Origin of the sequence: Arsenicitalea aurantiaca (assembly GCF_003994485.1) — a bacterium.
Lineage (GTDB): Bacteria > Pseudomonadota > Alphaproteobacteria > Rhizobiales > Devosiaceae > Arsenicitalea > Arsenicitalea aurantiaca.
Window position 1 is genome coordinate 625,165 of the sequence record NZ_RZNJ01000002.1, and the last position, 20,358, is coordinate 645,522.

Sequence of the window (20,358 nt, forward strand, 5' to 3'; positions counted from 1 at the left end):
GCGGGGCTTTTTGTTTGTCGTGGGAGGGATTGGGTGGCTGGTCCAGCCGGCATGTCGAAGAGGCCACTTCGCGCGGCCGGACCAGCCCCCTACGGCCTCAGGAGTTGCGGCGGACCTGAGGTGGCCGTAGGGTTTGCTCGAAGCGACAATGCTTGCCGCCTCGATTTCTTGCGACACTAGAGAAAAGCGTCGCAACCACAAGCAAACACCCCCAGCATAATAAACGCTTAACCTTACCGCTTAACGATTGGCCGGCCCGGCAGATCAGGCGGCGTCGAAGACGACGCGGTTCCGCCCTTCCCGCTTGGCGCGGTAGAGCGCGATGTCGGCCCGCTTCAGGATCAGGTCTGCCGTGTCGGACACGCATTCGTTGAGCGCCATGCCTACAGAAACCGTCACCGGGATCGGACGCGCCGAGGCCGAGACGTCAAAGCCGCGTTCGGCGATGGCGATCCTGATGCGCTCCGCAATGGCCTCGGCCTGGCGGGAATCGGTGTTCGGCATCAGCACGCCGAACTCCTCGCCGCCGAACCTGCAGGCCAGATCGATGCCGCGGATGTTGCGGCGGAGGCGCTGCGCGAATTCCTTCAGCACCGCATCGCCGCAATCATGCCCGTAGGAATCGTTGATGGCCTTGAAGAAATCCATGTCGATCAGCATCACGGCCATGTGCCGACGCTGTTCGCGCGCCTTGGCCAGCATGATATTGAGGTGCCGGTCGAAATAGCGCCTGTTGTAGAGGCCGGTCAGCTCGTCGGTAACCGCCAGCGCCATGGTCTGGGTGACGCTGTCGCGCAGCTGGCAGGCATAGCGATGGCGGCGCAGCTGCGTGCGCACCCGCGCGGCAAGCTCGTTGCGCTCCACCGGCCTCGTGATGAAATCGTTGACGCCGATGTCGAGCCCGCGCACCACCCGCGCCCGATCGCTCTGCTGCGCGATGAGGATGATGGGCAGCGTTCGGCTCTGGTCGAAGGTGCGGATCTGCGAACAGACGCGCAAGGGGTCGAAATTCCCCAGCGCCATGCTGACCAGCACGAGTTCATAGCGGGTTTCCGACAGCGCCTGCACGATGTCCTGCGGGGTCGAGAGAACCGTGACCCGATGCACCGGCTCCAGCGCCGAGCGAATGCGCTCGGCATGCACCGGCTCTGGCTCGACCAGCAGGATCGTTCCGTCCCCGCCCGAAGCCCTCTCGCCAAAGGGGACGAGGTCGTCCATCGCGATCTCTTGCCCGGTGAGGGCCCGTGCCCGCAATTCGTCCGTGAGCGCCTTGAGCCGCGCGAGGCTCCTCACCCTTGCGATAAGCTGCACATCGTCGACAGGCTTTGACAGGAAGTCGTCGGCACCGGCCTCAAGGCCCCGCACCCGGTCCGAGATCTGATCGAGGGCGGTGATCATCAGCACCGGGATGTGGTGAAACCGCGCATCGGCCTTAAGGCGGCGGCAGACTTCGAAGCCATCCATGCCCGGCATCATCACATCGAGCAGGATGATATCGATTTCGGTCGCGGCGCAGATCGCCAGCGCTTCCGGTCCGGAACTCGCCGATAGGGTCTCGAAATACTCGGCCGACAGGCGCGCCTCGAGCAGCCGCACATTCGTCGGAATATCGTCGACGATCAGCACGCGCGCTGTCAAAGCCCTGTGCCCCCAATGCTTCGGGAAAGTGCCCGGTGATAAACGAGGTCCAGGACCTAGTTGGCCGGGCCAATATAGCGGGCAATCGTTTCCAAAAAGTGAGGCACCGATATGGGCTTGGAGATGTAACCCTCGCAACCGCCCTGCAGTATCCGCTCCTCGTCGCCCTTCATTGCAAAGGCAGTGACGGCGATGACCGGGATGGATTGCAGGTCGTCGTCTTCCTTGAGCCATTTGGTGACCACCAGTCCCGAAACTTCGGGGAGCTGGATGTCCATCAGGATCAGGTCGGGGTGATGCGCGCGCGCCAGATCGAGCGCCTCCATGCCGTTGCGCGTCTGTATGATCGCGTAGCCGCGCGATTCGAGCAGATCGTTGAAGAGCTTCATGTTCAGCTCGTTGTCTTCGACGATCATCACGGTCTTGGGCATAGGTCCTCGCTCGCGCCCGCCCGGGGCATGTGGCGGCGGCGCTTCGTTCTGCAACACTTGTGCTGTAACATCAATCTCTATCAGACCTCCACCGAGACCGACCTTGCCCCGTACCCAGACCCTCGTGCCCAGACCCGGTGCCCTTGCCGATCTCTGCCTTGGCCATCTCGCCGAGGATCCTGCCCAGCTTGCGGACTTCCTGGGCGCAACCGGCTACGACCCGCAATCCCTCCGGGCCGCACTTGGCAGCGCCGAGCTCCAGCTTGCGCTCATCGACTATTTTGCGTCCAACGAAGGGCTTCTGCTCGCCTTCTGCGCCAATGCCGATCTCGCGCCCGAGACCTTCATGCGGGTCTGGCACGAGCTCAACCCGTCCATGGGGTGAATGAGGGATGGAGCGGGCGCCACTCCTCTGCCGGGACTGCCTCCACACCGAACAGGTGGACGCTCCCACTTCGCGCTGCCCTCGCTGCGGCTCGCCCCGGCTCGTGCGCCATGAGGAGCTCCTCGGGCTCTCGATTGCTCACGTCGATTGCGACGCCTTCTACGCCACGATCGAAAAGCGGGACGATCCGAGTCTCCTCGACAAGCCGTTGATCATCGGAGGCGGCGTCCGGGGCGTTGTCTCGACCTGCTGCTACATCGCCCGCCAGAGCGGCGTGCGCTCCGCAATGCCGATGTTCAAGGCGACCAAGCTCTGCCCGGACGCCGTCATCATCAAGCCGAACATGGCCAAGTACGTTGCCGTGAGCCGCGAGATCCGGGCTTTGATGGACATGCTGACGCCACTGGTCGAGCCGCTCTCGATCGACGAGGCTTTCCTCGATCTCTCCGGTACGGCGGCCCTCCATAAGGCGAGCCCCGCGGAAGTGCTTGCCCGCTTCGCCCGCCGCGTCGAGGCCGAGATCGGCGTCACCATCTCTGTGGGGCTGAGCCATAACAAATTCCTCGCCAAGATCGCGTCCGACCTCGACAAGCCGCGCGGATTTGCCGTGATCGGCAAGGCTGAGACGCTCGCATTCCTCGCCCCTCGCCCGATTTCCCTCATCTACGGCGTCGGGAAGGTCTTTACCGAGACGCTTGCTCGACAGGGTTTCCACACGATCGGCCAGCTCCAGACCCATCCCGAGGACGATCTCATCCGCCGCTTCGGGGAAACCGGAGCCCGCCTGGCCAGGCTTTCGCGCGGCCAGGACGCGCGCACGATCAGCCGCGACGGCGAGATGAAGTCGGTCTCCTCGGAGACGACATTCAACAGCGATCTGCGCGACTTCGAGGCGCTCTCGACCGAACTTCTCGCGCTCTCGGAACGGTTGTCCGAAAGGCTCAAGCAGAAAGGCCTCGTCGGCGACACCGTGACGCTGAAACTGAAATCCGCCGGCTTCCGGATCAGGACGCGTGCGCGCCATTTGATGTTTCCGACCCAGTTGGCCAATGTGCTATACGAGACGGGCATGCAATTGCTCGCTCGTGAAATTGACGGGACGGCGTTCCGGCTGATCGGCATCGGCATTTCCGGGCTGGCGCCGGCCGGCGGCGACGATCCGGTGGATCTTCTCGAACCGGCTATTGCACGCAAGGCGGCAGCCGAACGCGCTATGGACCGCGTGCGAACCCGCTTCGGGCGCGATGCGGTCATCCGCGGCAAGCTCTACGGGAGGCGCGCGCCAGCGCAGCCGCCCTCTCCTCAGGACGATAACGAAGAAAGCAAATCCCGATGACCACCGCCCTCGATCGACTGCGCGAATACGGCTACGAGCTTCCGCTGGCCAAGGCGCCGGTTGCCAGCTACGTGCCCGTTACGCGCTCGGGCAATATCCTCTACGTGTCCGGCCAGATTTCGGCGAGCGCCGAGGGCGTCGTCGGCGGCCGGCTGGGGGATACGATGAATGTCGTCCAGGGTGGAAACGCCGCCGAGCTCGCAGCGCTCAACGTCCTCGCGCAGATCGTCCACAGCGGCGGCGTCAGCCTCGAGCAGGTGGCCCGAGTGCTGAAGCTGACCGTGCTCGTTGCCTCGACGGCCGAATTCACCGAGCAGCATCTGGTGGCCAATGGTGCGTCCAATCTCATCATTGGCGTGCTGGGGGACAAGGGGAAGCACGCCCGCGCAGCTTTCGGCGTCGCCGCGCTGCCGCTGGGGGCCGCAGTTGAAATCGACGCCGTCGTCGAACTGGCTGACTGAGGCTGCCCAAGTGTCTGGAAAGCCGCTCTTTCCCCGCCCGATCGCGCATCGGGGCCTGCATGATCGCGCCAATGGCGTGATCGAGAACTCCGCATCTGCCTTCGAAGCGGCAATTGCTGCGGGGTATGACATCGAATGCGACCTCCAGCTCACCTCCGATGGCGTGCCTGTCGTCTTCCATGATGACGATTTGGCGCGCCTGACGGGCCGGACCGGCAAAGTCTCGGACATCACTGCTGAGGAGATGACACGCCTGCCGCTTCTTGAGAGCAGCGCCGGCGACTGCCCGATGACGTTCGCCGATTTCCTCGCGCGCATCGATGGGCGGACGCTTCTGCAGGTGGAGCTCAAGCGGCAGCAGGGACCTGCAACACCGAAGCTGGCGCGCGAAGCGGCCGAGATCGCCTCGACCTATCCGGGTCCGCTCGTCTTCGAGAGCTTCGATCCTGCTCAGATCATGCTCGTGCGCAAGTTCGGCTATCTGGGACCGACCGGCATCATCACCTATCGCTACGAGGACGAGAACGCGGACTTCAGCGCCCCTCAGCGGTTCTTCCTGCGGCACATGCTGCATCTGCCGTTCTCACGCTTCGATTTCCTTTCCGTCCATCACGAAGCCTTGACGTTGCCGATGGTGCGGATCATGCGGCGTCTGGGCAAGCCGGTCACAACTTGGACAATAAGGTCGCGGGAGGATGCGTTGGCGGCTCGCCCGCATGTCGACCAGATCGTGTTCGAAGGCTTCACGCCCGAAAGGCCCAATTGACCGAGCCCGTGCTCACCGCAACTGTCCACGAGTCCACCGCATCGATTCCTGAGGAGACGTGGAACGGCCTCGTCCCCGGCAGATCGGGTGTCCCGGACAATCCGTTCCTCGACCATCGCTTCCTCCTGGCCCTTGAGCGCTCCGGCAGCGCCACGGCGCGGACCGGATGGCAGCCCCAGCACATTCTCCTCACCAAGGACGATGGCAGTGCCGTCGGACTGATGCCGCTCTATGCCAAGTCACACTCGCAGGGCGAATACGTCTTCGACTATGCCTGGGCGGATGCGTATGAGCGCGCCGGCGGCGCCTACTATCCCAAGTTGCAATCAGCCGTTCCGTTCACCCCGGTGACCGCACCAAAACTTCTCGTGCCGTCGGGAAACCCCGCTGAGCGCCGCGCCCTCTTGCAGGCCGCGGAGGCCCTTGCCGGACGCCATGGGATCGCAACCGTCCACGCGACCTTCGTGCCGGAGGACGAAGCTGCGCTCGCATCGGCAACGGGATGGCTGCATCGGACCGATACGCAGTTCCATTGGCATAATGACGGGTTTTCGAGCTTCGAGGGCTTTCTCGACACACTCGCTTCCCGCAAGCGCAAAATGCTGCGACGCGAACGGCGCGATGCACTCGAAGACGGGCTGGAGGTCAAATGGCTCACCGGCAGCGATCTGACCGAAGCCGTCTGGGACGCCTTCTACGCCTTCTACATGGATACCGGCAGCAGGAAGTGGGGGCGGCCCTACCTCAACCGCAAGTTTTTCTCGCTCCTTTCCGAAGCGATGGCCGACCGGGTCGTTCTGATGTTCGCCTATGATGGCGACGAGCCGATCGCAGGCACGTTGAACCTCCTGGGTCGCGACACGCTCTATGGCCGGTACTGGGGCGCGACGCGCGACGTACCGTTCCTGCATTTCGAGCTCTGCTACTACCAGTCGATAGACTACGCGATCGCCCATGGGCTTGCCCGCGTCGAGGCGGGGGCGCAGGGCGAACACAAGCTAGCGCGAGGCTACGCGCCGGCAACCACGCATTCCATTCACTGGATCGGCCATGAGGGCCTGCGCCACGCTGTGGACAATTTTCTGGACCATGAGCGGGCTGCGGTCGTCCGACAGCAGGAAATGCTGGACGGACTCACCCCTTTTCGCAAAGGTGAGCGGCTAGATCACGATTGAGGTGAACGCTCACCCATGACGCCGGCCCGGAGGTACCCATGATGGACATTCTGCAAGATCTTACGGTTTGGACGATTCTGTCCTGGCTGCTGCAGGGCGCGGTGGTTTTCGTCATCTCGACCTTCATCTTCGATGTCGTGCATTGGGCGCTGCACAAATGGGCGAAGTCCTCCAACCCGATGCTGCGCATGTTCTCGGGATGGCACAACGTCCATCATAAGTTCCTCGACGAGAAGATGAACATCAACCCGCAATGGGTGAAGGCCAATTTCTGGGCGCATCTCGTGCCGGAGTTCGGAACGTCCGTCTTCGGCACAGTCATCTTCTACGCCTTCTTCCACTGGCTTCCGGTGACCGTGATCCTCGTGATCCATGTCTGGATGTTCATCGGGCGCATCAAGGAAGAGGGTATCGACTACAACCACATGGCCATGGACCGGGTCGGCGGACAGCGTGGCTTCTTCGGGGTCGATCCCAACTATCACGCGCTGCACCACATCCATCCCGACCAGTACTATTCCTCCTATGTGAACGTGTTCGACCTCGTCTTCGGCACGAACTGCAAGATCAAGAAGCGCCGTTTCCTCGTCACCGGCGCCAATGGCGCCTTCGGTTCGGCGATGGTCAAGCGGCTCGAGAAGATGGGCGCGATCGTCGAGACCGCTAAGTCAGGCGTCGACTACGGGCCGGACGATTACGAGCGGATGCGCGAGAAGCTCGAGCGTACCGATGTGCTGGTGCTGGCACACGGGGCAAAGTCCGAGGACTGCTGGAACGCCAACTATCATTCCTTCATCGCGATGATCGACATGTTCACCGAAATCGGCAAGGGCCGGCTCACCGCGCCTGAAGTCTGGGCTCTTGGGTCCGAGATCGAGCTTCACGGCGATTTCGGCCAGGATGAACTCAAGGACTATTGCGTCACCAAGCGCGCCTTTGCCGCGCACGCCCTCGGTTATTACAAGAGCGACGCCCTGCACTATCGGCACATCGTGCCTTCGGCCTTCACCTCTGCCATGGGCAAGGGGATGATGTCGGCGGAAACGGCCGTGTCCATCGCTATGTTCTTCATCAAGCGCGGCTTCACCTACGTCCCGGTGACGCTGACCACCCTCGCCTACTGGAATTATTTCCGCTTCCTCTTCCAGAAGCCGAGCGCGACGCCTCCCTCGACGGACTCCGCTGTTCCTGCAGCCTGAACAACGTCCCCAAGGGTCATGATGGCGCGCGTGAAGCTGCGCCGTTACGCCCAACTCTTTTTGCTTAAACCTTGACTGCGCCTGATTTACCGACGAATTGAAGGTCTTGAAACGTCGCAGGCGGGCCAGGGGCCGCCCCCGCGCCCAGCACGGCGGTTGCGTAGATGAGGTTGGCATGGGCAAGCGCATAGCGATTGCCACGATTGGCACCATGGGAGATGTCCAGCCCTTCGTTGCCCTGGCCCTTCGGCTCCAGGAACGGGGCTACAGCGTCGTGATCGGCACGACGGGGGATTTCGAGGATTTCGTCACTGGCCGCGGCATCGACTTCTACAATCTCGGCAGCGACATCCAGGCCTTCCTGCGCCAGAGCCAGTTCGACAAGGCCATGTCGAAATCCATGCTGCTCTATGCCCCCGCTCTCCTGCGCCAGGGCCAGCGCATCCTACGCGAGGCCGGCAGGCAAGTCTGGGCGATGAGCCAGGATGCCGACGCTATTGTCTTTCATATGAATACGACCTTCGCGATCGACATCGCCGAAGCTCTCGACATTCCCGCGATCATGACGGCGTTCCAGCCGCTGAACCCGACTGGGGAATTCCCCTACTTCGCTTATGACGGCCCGCCGCTCGACCCGATCTTCAACAGGCTGAGCTATGTGGTCCAGAGCGCCCAGCAGACCTATTACGACCTCCCGCGCGACCGCATCCGCTCCAAGCTCCTCGGGCTGAAGCGCCGTCGCCTCACCGGCTTTGGCAAGGACAATCGGGGCAAGAACATCCCGACGCTCCATGCCTACTCGCCCTCCATCTCGCCGCGCCCGCGCGACTGGCCACCCTCGGCCAAGATCACCGGCTTCTGGCGGCTCGAGGACGATTCGGACTGGAGCCCTTCACCCGAATTCCGGGCGTTCCTCGATGAGGGCGAGCCGCCGGTCTATCTTGGCTTTGGGTCGATGCCGTTCGGCGCGCGCAGGAATACGGAGATCATCACCCAGGCGCTCAATCGCTGGGGTGGTCGCGCCGTGATCGCTCAGGGCTGGGGGGGCCTGAGTTCGGAGGATCTGCCACGGACGATCTTCTCGATCGCTAAGGCACCCCACACTGAACTCTTCAAGTACGTTAAGGCGGTCGTCCATCATGGCGGCGCCGGCACCACCTATGCCGGCCTCTATGCTGGCCGTCCGACGTTCATCGTGCCCCAGTTCTTCGACCAGCCCTATTGGGGCCGGCGGGTTCATGAACTCGGCTGCGGCCCTGCGCCGGTCCGCCTGCGCAAGCTGACGGCAAATATTCTTGCGAACGCGCTCGCCAACCTCGTCGGCACGCCCGCCTATCAGCGCAACACTACGCAATTGCAGCAGAAGCTTCACGAGGAAGACGGGACGGCCCGCGCCGTCGACATGATCGAGCGCACCATCGCCGCCTATCCCTTCCAGCCCGACATACCGCAAACCAGAATGAGGGAGGCCTATGACCGAGCCCTATGATCCCCAGAACATCTTCGCGAAGATCCTGAGAGGCGAGATCCCCTCTCATAAGGTGTTCGAAGACGATACGGCGCTGGTCATGATGGACCTCTTCCCCCAGTCCCGGGGACACACCCTCATCGTTCCGAAGGCACCGTCACGCAATCTTCTCGACGCCGATGCCGCGACGCTTGGACGTGTCATGCCTCTCGTGCAGCGGGTCGCGCAGGCGGTGCAGGCTGCGCTGTCGCCGAGCGGTATCCGGATCGCCCAGTTCAACGAAGCAGCGGCCGGGCAGACCGTTTTCCACCTGCATTTCCATGTCATCCCGATTTACCAGGGAGAGCAGTTGGGGCGCCATGGCGGCGGCAAAGCTGAGGCCGAGGAACTTGAGGATCTAGCTGGTCAGATCCGCACACAAATGAGCGCAAATTCTAGCCAATAGATTGTTTCGCTTAATTTTCGGGCAGCACAGTGCTGTTCTCATAGGCGAACGAGATTCCGGTATACCTGCTAAAGCCTTGAGGTCCCTGTATTTTCAAGATGGCATACCCCTTGCACTTGTGATGGCGCGGCCTTGAGCCGCGTTGAGACCATCACAGGATGCAAACCCGATGAAACATTTCGCTCTCGATGCCGCGCTGCGGCGGGTCGTACCCACGGTGGCAGCGCTTGCCGTCACCGCCGGCATGAGCTTTGCCGTCACCGCTCAGGAAGCGACCGAAGACAGCGCAGACCTCCCCATCGTCTATGTGCTCGCTACGGGCGGCACCATCGCTGGCCAGGGCGCGTCCGCCGTTCGCCCGGCCGAATATCAGGGCGCTCAGCTTTCCGGAAACGAGCTAGTCGACGCCATCCCCGAGCTCGCCCAGCTTGCAGACACCCGCGTCGTGCAGATCTCCAATGTCGGCAGCCCGTCCATGACTTTCGTCGAATGGAAGGCGCTCGCAGAAGAAGCCAATCGGCTGCTCAACTCCGAAGAAGAGAACGTCGCGGGCATCGTCGTCACGCACGGCACCAACACGCTCGAGGAAACCGCATACTTCCTCAACCTGACCGTGAAGTCCGAAAAGCCCGTGGTCGTGATCGGCGCGCAGCGTCCGGCCACCGCGCTCAGCGCAGATGGTCCCTACAACCTCTATACCGCCGTTCGCCTGGCTGCCGACCCGGTTGCCGTCGGCCGCGGCGTGATGGTCGCGATGAACGAGGAAATCAACTCGGCCCGCGACGTGTTCAAGTCCGACACCTATCGCGTCGAAGCCTTCCGCTCCGGCGATCTGGGGTTCCTCGGGTATATCGACACCGACAAGATCACCTTCTATCGCGAGCCCCTGCAGCGTCACACGATCAATAGCGAGTTCGATATCTCCACGATCGACGAGCTGCCCCAGGTCGAGATTGTCTACTCCTATGTCGAAGCCAGCGGCCTCCCGATCACGGCGTTCGCCGAAGCTGGCGTCGAGGGTCTCGTGATCGCCGGGCATGGTGCCGGCGGCAATTCGCCTGCACAGACCACGGCAATCGATGAGCTGCGTGAGGCCGGCAACGAGATGATCGTCGTCCGCTCCAACCATACCGGCAATGGCCGCGTCCTTGACCGCGCCGGGAATTTCGAGCGCCTCGTGCTCCATGCCGACAATCTGCAGCCCAAGAAGGCCCGCATCCTCCTCCAGCTCGCCCTCGCGACCACGGACGATCCGGCCGAAATCCAGCGCATGCTGTCGGAATACTAAGATCGCCAAGGCGATCGGCCTATCGGCCGGTCAAAAAGAAAGGCCGGGATCGCTCCCGGCCTTTTTCGTCTTGAATGAGAACGGCTAGTTCTTTTCGTCGGCCGTCTTGGTCGAGCTCTTCTTGCCCGACTTCGGACCTGTGATCGCCTTGGGCCGCGCCGGGCGCGGCGGCATCGCGATCAGTTCGAGCTTGGAGTCCGGCCCGACGCCGACGACGGCGACGGTGACTGATCCGCCATTGACCAGCTCGCCGAACAGCACCTGGTCCGCAAGCGGCTTCTTGACATGCTCCTGGATGACACGGCCAAGTGGCCGCGCACCCATCCGTTCGTCATAGCCACGCAGGGCAAGCCATTCAGCCGCCTCCGGCGTGAGCTCGATCGTCACGCCACGCTCGGCAAGCTGACCCTCGAGCTGCAGCACGAACTTCTCGACGACGCGCCGCACCACCTGCGGGGGCAACGGGCCGAACGAGATGATCGCGTCGAGCCTGTTGCGGAACTCCGGCGTGAACATCCGGTTGATCGCTTCCTCGTCGTCGCCCTGCTCGCGCTTGCGGCCGAACCCGATCGGGCTCTTCTGCAATTCCATGGCCCCGACATTGGAGGTCATGATCAGGATGACGTTGCGGAAGTCGACCGACTTGCCGTTGTGATCGGTGAGCTTGCCGTGATCCATCACCTGCAACAGGATGTTGAACAGGTCCGGATGGGCCTTCTCGATCTCGTCGAGCAGCACCACGCAGTGCGGATGCTGGTCGACGCCATCGGTCAGAAGACCGCCCTGGTCGAACCCGACATAGCCCGGGGGAGCGCCGATCAGCCGACTGACGGTGTGCCGCTCCATGTATTCCGACATGTCGAAGCGCAGCAGTTCCACCCCAAGCGTGTCGGCCAGCTGCTTGGCGACCTCGGTCTTGCCGACACCCGTCGGGCCGGTGAAGAGGTAGGAGCCGATCGGCTTTTCCGGCTCGCGCAGGCCGGCACGCGCCAGCTTGATCGCCGAAGAGAGCGCCGTGATCGCCGCATCCTGCCCGAAGACCACACGCTTGAGGTTGGTCTCGAGCCCGGAGAGCAGCTCGGCATCGGACTTGCTGACCGATTTCGGCGGGATGCGTGCCATCGAAGCGATCGTCGTCTCGATGTCCTCGACGTCGATCACCGCCTTGCGCTGATCAGGGGTCAGCAGCATCTGGCTCGCACCCGTCTCGTCGATCACGTCGATCGCCTTGTCCGGGAGCTTCCTGTCGTTGATGTAGCGGGCCGAAAGCTCCACCGCCGCCTGCAGTGCATCGTCGGTGTATTTGAGCTTGTGGTAATCTTCGAAATACGTTCGTAGCCCCTTCACGATCTCGATCGCGTCCGGGATCGAGGGTTCGACGACGTCGATCTTCTGGAAGCGGCGGACAAGTGCGCGATCCTTCTCGAAGAACTGCCGGTATTCCTTGTAGGTCGTCGAGCCGATGCAGCGGATGGCCCCGGATGCGAGCGCAGGCTTCAGCAGATTGCTCGCATCGAGCGCGCCACCGGAAGTCGCACCAGCCCCGATGATGGTGTGAATCTCGTCGATGAAGAGGATCGCATCATCCTTTTTCTCGAGCTCCTTCATCACGGCCTTCAGCCGCTCCTCGAAATCACCGCGATACCGCGTCCCGGCGAGCAGCGAGCCAATGTCGAGGGCGTAGACCACCGCGTCGCGCAGCACTTCGGGAACGTCGCCTTCGACGATCTTCCGGGCCAGACCTTCCGCAATCGCGGTCTTGCCGACCCCGGCGTCACCCACATAGATCGGGTTGTTCTTGGAGCGTCGGCAAAGCACCTGGATGGTCCGGCGCAGCTCGGCGTCTCGTCCGATCAGCGGATCGATCTTGCCGGCTCGGGCCTTGTCGTTGAGGTTAACGCAGAAATCGGCCAGCGCCGAACTTTGTCCGCCGGACCGCTCCCCTTCCTCGCTTCCGGCAGGCGTGTCCGCTCCACGCACCCGGCGTTCTTCGTTCGGCCCGGACTTGGTGATCCCGTGCGAAATGAAGTTCACCGCGTCGAGCCGGCTCATGTCCTGCTGCTCGAGGAAATAGGCGGCGTGGCTCTCCCGCTCGGCAAAGATCGCAACGAGCACGTTGGCGCCCGTCACCTCCTCCTTGCCGGAGGATTGCACATGGATCACCGCACGCTGGATGACGCGCTGGAAGGCGGCCGTCGGGCGGGCATCCTGGCCGTTGGGCACGACGAGGCTGTCGAGCTCTTCGTTGATGAAATCCTCGAGGTCGCCCTTGAGCGCCTCGATGTCCACATCGCACCCGTTGAGCACCGAAATCGTCTCGCGATCGTCGGTGAGCGCGAGCAATAGATGCTCGAGCGTTGCGAATTCATGCGCCCGCTCACGGGCGAGATTCATCGCCTGATGCAGGGCCTTTTCTAGTCCGCGCGAGAATGAGGGCATTGTGAAATCCTATTGCTTTTCCATCACGCATTGCAGCGGGTGCTGGTTCTTGCGTGCACTGTCCATCACGCGCGTGACCTTGGTTTCGGCCACCTCGAATGGATATACGCCGCACTCCCCTACCCCCTTGTGATGGACGTGCAGCATGATGCGCATGGCGTCTTCGCGTGACTTGTTGAAGACGTCCTGCAGGACCAGAACGACGAACTCCATCGGGGTGTAGTCGTCGTTCAGCAGAAGCACCCGATAGAGGCTCGGGCGCTTGGTTTTCGGGCGGGTCTTGGTAACCGTCCCGGTTTCGTTTTTCGACTTGTCCCCGTCTCCACCGCGTCCGTCGCCCTCATCGGGCCCGAGGCGGGTGTGCCGGACGCGGTCGAATGATCGCTCTGGCAGCGGCATGGTCATACTCTCACTGGGAAAATCGAAGCAGCATGTCGGCACCATTATGTAGGGAAAACCGAGCCGGTGTTAAGGGGCCTGCGCGCCGATCGTGCTGAGTTGAAGAGCGACGCCGTTTCTCGCCTCTCGCCGCATCGATGCCACAACCGGCAGCTATTCGACCCGGCAGAACTTCACATTTTACGGAATGGTAACGGGGCACCGGTAACCTCGGGTTCAGTAATGCGGATGCGGAAAGGCCTTTGGGGGAAGGCGGCGCCATCCGATGTCAAGTAATTGTGTACGGGCGCGTAGACCGCCCGAAAAAATCGGAGTTCAGGGTGGCTTCCTCAGCGGCAAAGACCCCAACGCGCCAATATCTCTCGCGCATCCTCTTCGCCATCATCACCGCCGTGACCCTGCTGGGCGCAACTGCGGCCAATGCTCAGGGCATCGAAAACCTGCGTAAATACGCAGGCATCGTGGTCGATGCCAAATCCGGCAAGGTGCTGTACGAAGAGAATGCGGATGCTCGGCGCTATCCTGCCTCGCTCTCCAAGGTAATGACGCTCTACATCGTTTTCCAGGAGCTGAACGCCGGAAATCTTCGTCTCGATACCAAGATGACGGTTTCCCGCCATGCTGCCGCTGCGGTTCCGACCAAGCTGGGTCTGCGTGCCGGCTCGACCATCACCGTCGAGAACGCCATCAAGTCCCTCGTCACCCTTTCGGCAAACGATATGGCCCGCGTCGTCGCCGAGCATATCTCGGGCAGCGAGAGCCGGTTTGCCGAACGCATGACCGCAACCGCCCGCGCCCTCGGCATGAACCGCACCACCTATCGCAATGCCTCAGGCCTACCCGATGGTGCGCAGATCACCACCGCACGCGATCAGGCGATCCTCGGCATCGCGGTCTACCAGCACTTCCCGAAATACTACGAGTTCTTCCAGACCAAGAGCTTCACCTATAACGGCCGGACCTATGGCAACCACAACCGCCTGCTCGGGTCGAACGGCGTCGACGGGATCAAGACCGGCTACATCAACGCTGCAGGGTCCAACCTCCTCACCGCAGCCCGCCAGAGCAACCGGCATATCGTGATCACTGCCCTCGGCTTCAATTCGAGCGCCGCGCGCGACACTAAGGTCCGTGAACTGGTCCGCACCTATCTGCCGCGCGGTCGCCAGGGCGACTACGTCCGCACCGCGATGATCCCCGAGCCCGGCCGCCGTGGCAGCGGTCCGGTACTGGTGGCCCAGCCGCGTCCGGTCACCCCCATGCCCTATCCGAGCTTCCGCAACGCTCAGCAGGACATCCAGCTCGCCTCGGTGCAGCCCGCGCCGGTCCCCGCCGCACCTCCGGTGCAGGCCGAGATCGCGGTCGCAAGCATCGGCGGCAGCAACCAGGCCGTTGACGCAGCGAACGCCCTCGGCGCGCCATCCTCTGCGCCGGTTCCCGCCGCACCGCCGGCTGACGTGATCGGCGCCTGGATCAGCGAAACCCTCGCGCTTGGCGCAGCGCCTGTTCCCCTTGGGCAGACGCGACCCTCCGCCCCTCTCGTTCCGCCGGTCAGCATCGGCCCCGATGGCGCCGAGGTCGACCCGATGACGAGCGGCAGCATCGCCCAGGCTACTGCCACGCCCGAAATGCAGGCGGCAGCCCTCAAGGCCGCCTCTGCCAGCGCCGCCGAAACCGCCCCAATGTCCGTGACTGGCTGGATCGTCCAGGTGGGCGCGACCCCGACGGAAACCGGCGCAAGCTCCCTCATTACCGACGCAACGAGCCGCATTTCGGGTCTCGAGACCTTCCGGCCCTATGTCGAGCGTTTCGAGCGGAACGGGCAGATCTTCTACCGTGCGCGCTTCTCGGGCTTCGATGACCGGGATTCCGCGGCCAACATGTGCAACGAACTTAAGAAAGCCGACCTCAACTGCCTCGCCATGCAGAGCTAGGCAGCCAAGACAAAGGCGCACCGGCACTGCCGTAAGCGCCTGTCATTCCCAACAGGGAAGCGCGTTTGTGGCCTGTGTTAGGAGTAGCCCAAATGAGCGAAATGTCCGCACTATCCGACCTCGCCCGCTTCGTTGGGCAGTCGGCCCTCTCGGCGGAGGATCCAGCGATCCGTCGTCGCGCCGTCGCTGCAATCACCACCCGCCTGCAGCCCCGCGCCCGCACCCGCGGTGTCAGCGAGCTGCTCGGCGCCGTCCTTGCGCTTTCGGCGCGGACGCGGCGCATGGTCATGCCGCATGTCGAGATCGAGCTCGACGTGTTCGCCCCAGGCGGCGGCCGCGCCGTCAGGATCGCCTTGCCGCGCCAATCCTGAGCGTATGCCTGCGCTGTGGGACTGCGGGCCCGGGGGTAGCCGTCTGATCTTCGGCAAGCTCGGCGCCCTCGGCAATGATGACGCAGTTTCGTCCGCTGGCCTTCGCGCGGTAAAGCGCTGCATCCGCTTCGGCCTGTAGCCTGTCGAGCGACACCTCCCCGTTGCGCGCGCTCGAAATGCCGATGCTGACCGTGCTGCGCAGTAACTCACCGTCCACGATGAACTCGACGGTCGCAAACGCCTTGCGCAGGCGTTCGGCGACGATGCTCGCCTCGTTCACGCCGGCACCGGGCAGCAGACAGCAGAACTCCTCGCCACCCACGCGATAGATTCGGTCGGTCGGCCTGATCGTGCGCTCGGCGATTTCGGCGAACTTGGTGAGAACCTTGTCGCCGACACCATGCCCGAAGCGGTCGTTGATCGACTTGAAGTGGTCCAGATCGAGCATCAGCAGGCTGAGCGCGCGTGCCCCCGCGGGTCGTAGCGCCTGCTCTTCCAGGTTCCGCAATGCGAAGGCCCGGCGGTTGAGCACGCCGGTTAACGGATCGGAGAGCGCCGCATCCCGCTGTTTCACTTCCTTGCGCTCCTTGGTCATGGACACAACGAGGAGGGTGAGGAAACTCAGATGGGCAAGCACCAGCAATGTCGCCGCGGCAAGCCAGCCCGGCTCCATCGGCTGTGCGCCGAAGGGAAACGGCACGAACGGTGCCATCGGGATGCGCGCTAGTGTCAGAACGCCATAGCTGGTCAGCACGATCACCGCCGGGACAAGCGAGGGCAGCCCTTCCTCACGTCCGCGCCACAACTCGAAGGCGCAGAGCAGGGAGAAAGCACCCACGATGACAGAAGAAACCATCACACGCAGGGTGAGGTCCGACAGAAAGACCGGCTGCGTGCAGAGGGCGAGCCAAAGGATGACGGCACCCACGACCGGCCAGAGGATCACGGGCCTTCCCACAAAGCTCCTCATCGCTTGCCAGGCGAGGCCGAAAGCAGCGAACAGCAGGCAGTTCGATATCCCGATCGAGACGAAGTCCGAGATCCTGCCGCGCACTGCAAACAGCACCATGCTGACCGCGCCGAGCAGGAAAAGCGCCGCCATGCCGCCCAGCCAGTGGGCATGCCGGTCCCGAAGCCAGAAATAGAGAAACTGCAGACCGAGCAGCAGCGGGACTGCGCTCAGGATGACGAGGATCGTGAAAGCATCGAACACTGGCGATTCTCCCCCCAGGCGACGCCACCGACAGATGACTCGAGGAGCCCCTGTCAATCAATCCAATAGTCGGTACGCCGACGGCAAAATGATCCTTGGCGTTAACCGCTCATGACCATGGCACGCAACGGAACCGGCTTGCCGCCCTGCCGTTCGGTCCCACGATCAACCTTGGAGTGACCTCATGGAAATGGACGGCAAATTTGCGGCGATAACCGGCGCCGGTTCGGGGCTCGGAGAAGCAGCGGCGGTCAAGCTCGCGCAGCAGGGCGCCGACATCGCGTTGATCGGACGCACCGAAAAGGAACTTCGTCAGGTCGCCGAACGGATCGAAGCCATGGGACGGCGGGCATTGGTCGTCACTGCGGACGTTGCCGATGAAAAGGCGATGCGCTCAGGCCTCAAGGCGATCTCCGATGAGTTCGGGCGCATCGATTTCCTCTTTGCCAACGCCGGAGTGAATGGCGTCTGGGCCCCGCTCGACGAGCTGCCCTATGAAGAGTGGAACCGCACCATGTCGATCAATCTCGGCGGAACGTTCCTGACCATACACACCGCCCTCCCCCTGATGATGAAGCATGGCGGCTCGATCCTGATCACCTCCTCGATAAACGGCACGCGCACCTTCACCACGGCTGGTGCTTCGGCCTACGCGACGACGAAGGCAGGTCAGCTGGCACTCGGTCAGATGGCCGCGATCGAGCTCGCCAAGTACAAGATCCGCGTCAACGTCATCTGTCCTGGCGCCATCGGCACCGAGATTTCGGACAACACCGATCAGCGCAATGTGGAGAAGGCTGCGGTCGCTGCCGAATACCCGGATGGGGAGATTCCGCTGACCGCCGGCACGCCCGGGACGAGCGAGGACGTCGCGAACCTCGTCGCATTCTTCGCCTCGGATCGCTCGCGTCACATTACCGGCACGCCGGTCTGGATCGACGGCGGCCAATCGCTACTGGTGTGATTCCATGAGGCCGCCGGTCCGGCCAGGATGCGGCGGCCCATAAGCCTGCGGCGCCATATGTACGAACGCCGAATGGTGCTCGGCACCGGACGCCGCTTCAATGGCCGCCGCACGCCTTGCCGTCGCCCTCGCGCTCACCGGCAGATGCAGCGCCTCGACCAGTTGCCGATACTCTTCGCGCGCCGTCACATGCGACATGGAAAGGAGGCCGCCAAGCACGCTTTCGTCGATCGGGTCGAACACAGTCATCCCGGTGGGAAAGAGCGACCGGAAGATCACCCGTTCCGCAATACCCTCCGCCACCCGGCAGCCGAGCCGGACCGAAAGCTTTTCGAGACCGTTCTGGACGAGCCGCATATTGCGTGAGGAAAGCATCGAGATCCGGTTGCGCACCAGCACCCAGTCGATGGTCTTGCCGTCTATGGAGAGCCGCTCGTTGCGCGCTTTCTGGACCAGTCGAGAATAATGGCTGATCTCGCGCGGCTCGCCGGTCACGGGATCGAAACGCGCAATCACGTCGAGATCGACGACACTGTCGTTGAGCGGGGGCACGAGCGTATCCGCAAGCGAATGGGCGAGCCGCGCCAGATGTGTATCGAAACCGGGCGTATCCACGATCAGATAGTCAGCGTGGCCTTCCACTTCGACCACCGCCTGGCGGAACAGGTCAAACTCGCGCCGCTGGTTCTCCTTGATCGAATCCGCGCGGGTCTGCGGCAGGTGGAAATGGGTCGTGTGCGGCAGGCTCAGCCCACGGGCCTGACACCATTGGCGGCGGTTTCGGATATAGTTGGTGAAGGTCTGCTGGCGGCTGTCCACATCAATGCTGGCCACCCGAAAGCCCTGATAGAGCAGATAGATAGCCAGATGCACTGCCGTGGTGGATTTGCCCGATCCGCCCTTCTCGTTGCCAACGACGATGACGTGGGTACCGGTGCGGGACATGGGCGAACTCCGTACATATGCGCGCACGAGCCCGCCCGCGAAAGCGGTGAAAATCGGGGATCCTGCTGGTGACCTGAAGGTGAGTTTGAGCGCTTCCCCACGAACCGGCAAGCGGAAATAGGTGTCGCAAAACTCAAAAATTTCGTGACGAAGGCCCTTGCGCAAGACCCTTCAACAGGCTCGCTAGAGTAGGCCGAGCCGCGCCAATTCCTCGGCCAGCTCCGCCGATCCGCCCTCGTCAAGCTCTCCGGCGCCAACATCGCGCGGGGCGTCCTTCGGTGCCAGATAGCGCCAGCCTTGAAACGGGCGCTTGGGGCGCGGCGACACCCGGATGAGATCAGGCGCCATGATGATGTCGCAGCAGGCCTTGCCCTCTCCATCAGTCGCCGCAGCGAGCCGGATGATCGGCTGGCGACACCGGATCACGCCCGAGATCACCCAGTAGATCGATCCGCTCCCCTCGATCTCCTCGGCGCGCTTCGGCATCATGCGCGTGCGATGCACATGCACGTCGGCGCCGTAGTCGGCCCCCCACCAATGAGCGCGCTCGGCGCGATAGCTCTCGAGCTCCTCCAGCGTCGATATGCCGACGCAGAGCTTGATCATATGCATCATGGTCAGAGCGTTTCCGGTTCGCCGCGTCCCTGGATGACGTCGATCTCGTCATCGGCGACGATCCATGGCTCCTTGAGCGCGTCGGCAAGCCAGCTTTGAAACGCCGGCAGCGCATAGATCGCCTCGACGTACTCGGCGGCCATGTCCGACACCGGCAGGTCATAAGTGCGCAGGCGGGTCGCGAGGGGGGCGAACATCGCGTCGACCGCACTGAACGCGCCGCAGAGATAGGGCCCGCCGGATCTTTCCAGCAAGCCGCCCCACAGCGCCTCGACCCGCGCCAGATCGTCAGCCACGTCGTCGAGCGCCACGCGGCCGGGATGGGATGCGCGCAGGTTCATCGGCGCGGCCCCGCGCAACTTCATGAAACCCGCATGCATCTCCGCGCTGGCAGCGCGGGCAAGCGCCCTCGCCTCCCGGTCCACCGGCCAGATCGGCTTGTGGGCGAAGCGCTCTGCCAGGTATTCGATGATCGCCAGCGTCTCCACGATGGCGAGCTCGCCATCGATCAGCACCGGCACCTTTCCACTCGGCGAGCGGGCCAGCATGGCCTCTTTCCACCCCTCGCCATTGAGCAGCAGCAGCTCTTCTTGGAACGGTATCTCGAAATGGGTGAGGACCAGCCATGGCCGCATCGACCAGCTGGAGTAGTTCTTGTTGGCGATCAGCAGTTTCATCATCAGCAATCCCGCACGAACAAAGGGGCGCCGTGTGGCCCCGGCGCCCCCCGTCTGAACTATGTCGTGTCGTCATGACCGGAGGGTCAATAGCGCACTAGGCACCGGCGACGACTGAAAGAACGAGCCCCATCGCCATTACGCATACGAAAGTCGCGGAGGCGGCCCGCCACCATGCTCCTGCCTTGAAGTGGCTTCGCATCGATGCT

Annotated in this window: 20 protein-coding genes; 12 read left to right on the forward strand and 8 right to left on the reverse strand. The window is 63.1% G+C overall.

What is annotated here, in order from left to right:
- Positions 1-264: 264 nt before the first annotated feature.
- Entirely contained in the window at positions 265-1,638 is a 1,374-nt protein-coding gene (locus tag EMQ25_RS07355) for a PleD family two-component system response regulator (protein ID WP_127187898.1), read from the reverse strand.
- A 56-nt stretch (positions 1,639-1,694) separates the two neighbouring features.
- Positions 1,695-2,069, reverse strand: coding sequence for a response regulator (locus tag EMQ25_RS07360; protein WP_127187899.1), 375 nt, complete (start codon positions 2,067-2,069; stop codon positions 1,695-1,697).
- 103 nt (positions 2,070-2,172) lie between these two features.
- Here EMQ25_RS07360 and EMQ25_RS07365 point away from each other — a divergent pair, with 103 nt between their 5' ends.
- The 9 genes from EMQ25_RS07365 (at position 2,173) to EMQ25_RS07405 (ending at position 10,592) form a co-directional block, all read left to right on the forward strand.
- Entirely contained in the window at positions 2,173-2,454 is a 282-nt protein-coding gene (locus EMQ25_RS07365) for a DUF3572 family protein (protein WP_158625994.1), read from the forward strand.
- Between the two features lie 7 nt (positions 2,455-2,461).
- Positions 2,462-3,790: a DNA polymerase IV gene (locus tag EMQ25_RS07370; RefSeq protein WP_127187901.1), complete on the forward strand. Its 1,329-nt coding sequence runs from the start codon at positions 2,462-2,464 to the stop codon at positions 3,788-3,790.
- Entirely contained in the window at positions 3,787-4,251 is a 465-nt protein-coding gene (locus tag EMQ25_RS07375; protein ID WP_127187902.1) for a RidA family protein, read from the forward strand. Before EMQ25_RS07370 ends, EMQ25_RS07375 begins: the two co-directional genes overlap by 4 nt.
- Positions 4,252-4,261: 10 nt before the next feature.
- Entirely contained in the window at positions 4,262-5,017 is a 756-nt protein-coding gene (locus EMQ25_RS07380) for a glycerophosphodiester phosphodiesterase family protein (protein ID WP_127187903.1), read from the forward strand.
- Positions 5,014-6,192: a GNAT family N-acetyltransferase gene (locus tag EMQ25_RS07385; protein ID WP_127187904.1), complete on the forward strand. Its 1,179-nt coding sequence runs from the start codon at positions 5,014-5,016 to the stop codon at positions 6,190-6,192. The genes EMQ25_RS07380 and EMQ25_RS07385 overlap by 4 nt, the downstream gene beginning before the upstream one ends.
- A 38-nt stretch (positions 6,193-6,230) precedes the next feature.
- A complete protein-coding gene (locus tag EMQ25_RS07390; RefSeq protein WP_127187905.1) occupies positions 6,231-7,391 on the forward strand; it encodes a sterol desaturase family protein in 1,161 nt (386 codons plus the stop codon).
- A 175-nt stretch (positions 7,392-7,566) separates the two neighbouring features.
- Positions 7,567-8,880: a glycosyltransferase gene (locus tag EMQ25_RS07395; RefSeq protein ID WP_127187906.1), complete on the forward strand. Its 1,314-nt coding sequence runs from the start codon at positions 7,567-7,569 to the stop codon at positions 8,878-8,880.
- Entirely contained in the window at positions 8,864-9,304 is a 441-nt protein-coding gene (locus tag EMQ25_RS07400) for an HIT family protein (protein ID WP_127187907.1), read from the forward strand. The genes EMQ25_RS07395 and EMQ25_RS07400 overlap by 17 nt, the downstream gene beginning before the upstream one ends.
- A gap of 169 nt (positions 9,305-9,473) precedes the next feature.
- Positions 9,474-10,592 (forward strand): asparaginase, encoded by a 1,119-nt coding sequence (locus EMQ25_RS07405; RefSeq protein WP_244606514.1) that lies wholly within the window; start codon positions 9,474-9,476, stop codon positions 10,590-10,592.
- Positions 10,593-10,676: 84 nt separating this feature from the next.
- Here the strand turns inward: EMQ25_RS07405 and clpA are convergent, their stop codons facing one another.
- Together clpA and clpS are read right to left on the reverse strand one after the other, a co-directional pair.
- Positions 10,677-13,031, reverse strand: a complete 2,355-nt coding sequence (clpA, locus tag EMQ25_RS07410) for an ATP-dependent Clp protease ATP-binding subunit ClpA (protein WP_127187908.1) — start codon at positions 13,029-13,031, stop codon at positions 10,677-10,679.
- Positions 13,032-13,040: 9 nt separating this feature from the next.
- Positions 13,041-13,430 (reverse strand): ATP-dependent Clp protease adapter ClpS, encoded by a 390-nt coding sequence (gene clpS, locus EMQ25_RS07415; protein WP_192895640.1) that lies wholly within the window; start codon positions 13,428-13,430, stop codon positions 13,041-13,043.
- A 320-nt stretch (positions 13,431-13,750) separates the two neighbouring features.
- On the opposite strand from clpS, the gene EMQ25_RS18035 reads away from it, so the two are divergent.
- Together EMQ25_RS18035 and EMQ25_RS07435 are read left to right on the forward strand one after the other, a co-directional pair.
- Complete coding sequence (locus EMQ25_RS18035; protein ID WP_158625995.1) at positions 13,751-15,364, forward strand: D-alanyl-D-alanine carboxypeptidase; 1,614 nt, start codon at positions 13,751-13,753, stop codon at positions 15,362-15,364.
- Between the two features lie 92 nt (positions 15,365-15,456).
- Positions 15,457-15,735 (forward strand): hypothetical protein, encoded by a 279-nt coding sequence (locus EMQ25_RS07435; RefSeq protein ID WP_127187910.1) that lies wholly within the window; start codon positions 15,457-15,459, stop codon positions 15,733-15,735.
- Here the strand turns inward: EMQ25_RS07435 and EMQ25_RS07440 are convergent.
- Positions 15,707-16,948, reverse strand: a complete 1,242-nt coding sequence (locus tag EMQ25_RS07440; protein ID WP_127187911.1) for a GGDEF domain-containing protein — start codon at positions 16,946-16,948, stop codon at positions 15,707-15,709. The genes EMQ25_RS07435 and EMQ25_RS07440 overlap by 29 nt on opposite strands.
- Positions 16,949-17,132: 184 nt before the next feature.
- On the opposite strand from EMQ25_RS07440, the gene EMQ25_RS07445 reads away from it, so the two are divergent.
- Positions 17,133-17,912, forward strand: a complete 780-nt coding sequence (locus EMQ25_RS07445; protein ID WP_127187912.1) for an SDR family oxidoreductase — start codon at positions 17,133-17,135, stop codon at positions 17,910-17,912.
- Here EMQ25_RS07445 and EMQ25_RS07450 read toward each other — a convergent pair.
- The 3 genes from EMQ25_RS07450 to EMQ25_RS07460 form a co-directional block, all read right to left on the reverse strand.
- Positions 17,901-18,857: a division plane positioning ATPase MipZ gene (locus EMQ25_RS07450; protein WP_127187913.1), complete on the reverse strand. Its 957-nt coding sequence runs from the start codon at positions 18,855-18,857 to the stop codon at positions 17,901-17,903. The genes EMQ25_RS07445 and EMQ25_RS07450 overlap by 12 nt on opposite strands.
- 183 nt (positions 18,858-19,040) lie before the next feature.
- On the reverse strand, positions 19,041-19,472 hold the full coding sequence (locus EMQ25_RS07455; protein WP_244606515.1) for a DUF1489 family protein: 432 nt from the start codon (positions 19,470-19,472) through the stop codon (positions 19,041-19,043).
- 2 nt (positions 19,473-19,474) lie between these two features.
- Positions 19,475-20,152, reverse strand: coding sequence for a glutathione S-transferase family protein (locus tag EMQ25_RS07460; protein ID WP_127187914.1), 678 nt, complete (start codon positions 20,150-20,152; stop codon positions 19,475-19,477).
- Positions 20,153-20,358: the final 206 nt, after the last annotated feature.

What these genes read in the sequence shown, in the direction of transcription:
- EMQ25_RS07360 (WP_127187899.1), bottom strand. Translation starts at nt 2,069, where the DNA reads ATGCCCAAGACCGTGATGATCGTCGAAGACAACGAGCTGAACATGAAG.
- EMQ25_RS07370 (WP_127187901.1), top strand. Translation starts at nt 2,462, where the DNA reads ATGGAGCGGGCGCCACTCCTCTGCCGGGACTGCCTCCACACCGAACAG.
- EMQ25_RS07375 (WP_127187902.1), top strand. Translation starts at nt 3,787, where the DNA reads ATGACCACCGCCCTCGATCGACTGCGCGAATACGGCTACGAGCTTCCG.
- EMQ25_RS07390 (WP_127187905.1), top strand. Translation starts at nt 6,231, where the DNA reads ATGATGGACATTCTGCAAGATCTTACGGTTTGGACGATTCTGTCCTGG.
- EMQ25_RS07395 (WP_127187906.1), top strand. Translation starts at nt 7,567, where the DNA reads ATGGGCAAGCGCATAGCGATTGCCACGATTGGCACCATGGGAGATGTC.
- EMQ25_RS07400 (WP_127187907.1), top strand. Translation starts at nt 8,864, where the DNA reads ATGACCGAGCCCTATGATCCCCAGAACATCTTCGCGAAGATCCTGAGA.
- EMQ25_RS07405 (WP_244606514.1), top strand. Translation starts at nt 9,474, where the DNA reads ATGAAACATTTCGCTCTCGATGCCGCGCTGCGGCGGGTCGTACCCACG.
- clpA (WP_127187908.1), bottom strand. Translation starts at nt 13,031, where the DNA reads ATGCCCTCATTCTCGCGCGGACTAGAAAAGGCCCTGCATCAGGCGATG.
- clpS (WP_192895640.1), bottom strand. Translation starts at nt 13,430, where the DNA reads ATGCCGCTGCCAGAGCGATCATTCGACCGCGTCCGGCACACCCGCCTC.
- EMQ25_RS07435 (WP_127187910.1), top strand. Translation starts at nt 15,457, where the DNA reads ATGAGCGAAATGTCCGCACTATCCGACCTCGCCCGCTTCGTTGGGCAG.
- EMQ25_RS07445 (WP_127187912.1), top strand. Translation starts at nt 17,133, where the DNA reads ATGGAAATGGACGGCAAATTTGCGGCGATAACCGGCGCCGGTTCGGGG.
- EMQ25_RS07450 (WP_127187913.1), bottom strand. Translation starts at nt 18,857, where the DNA reads ATGTCCCGCACCGGTACCCACGTCATCGTCGTTGGCAACGAGAAGGGC.
- EMQ25_RS07455 (WP_244606515.1), bottom strand. Translation starts at nt 19,472, where the DNA reads ATGATGCATATGATCAAGCTCTGCGTCGGCATATCGACGCTGGAGGAG.
- EMQ25_RS07460 (WP_127187914.1), bottom strand. Translation starts at nt 20,152, where the DNA reads ATGATGAAACTGCTGATCGCCAACAAGAACTACTCCAGCTGGTCGATG.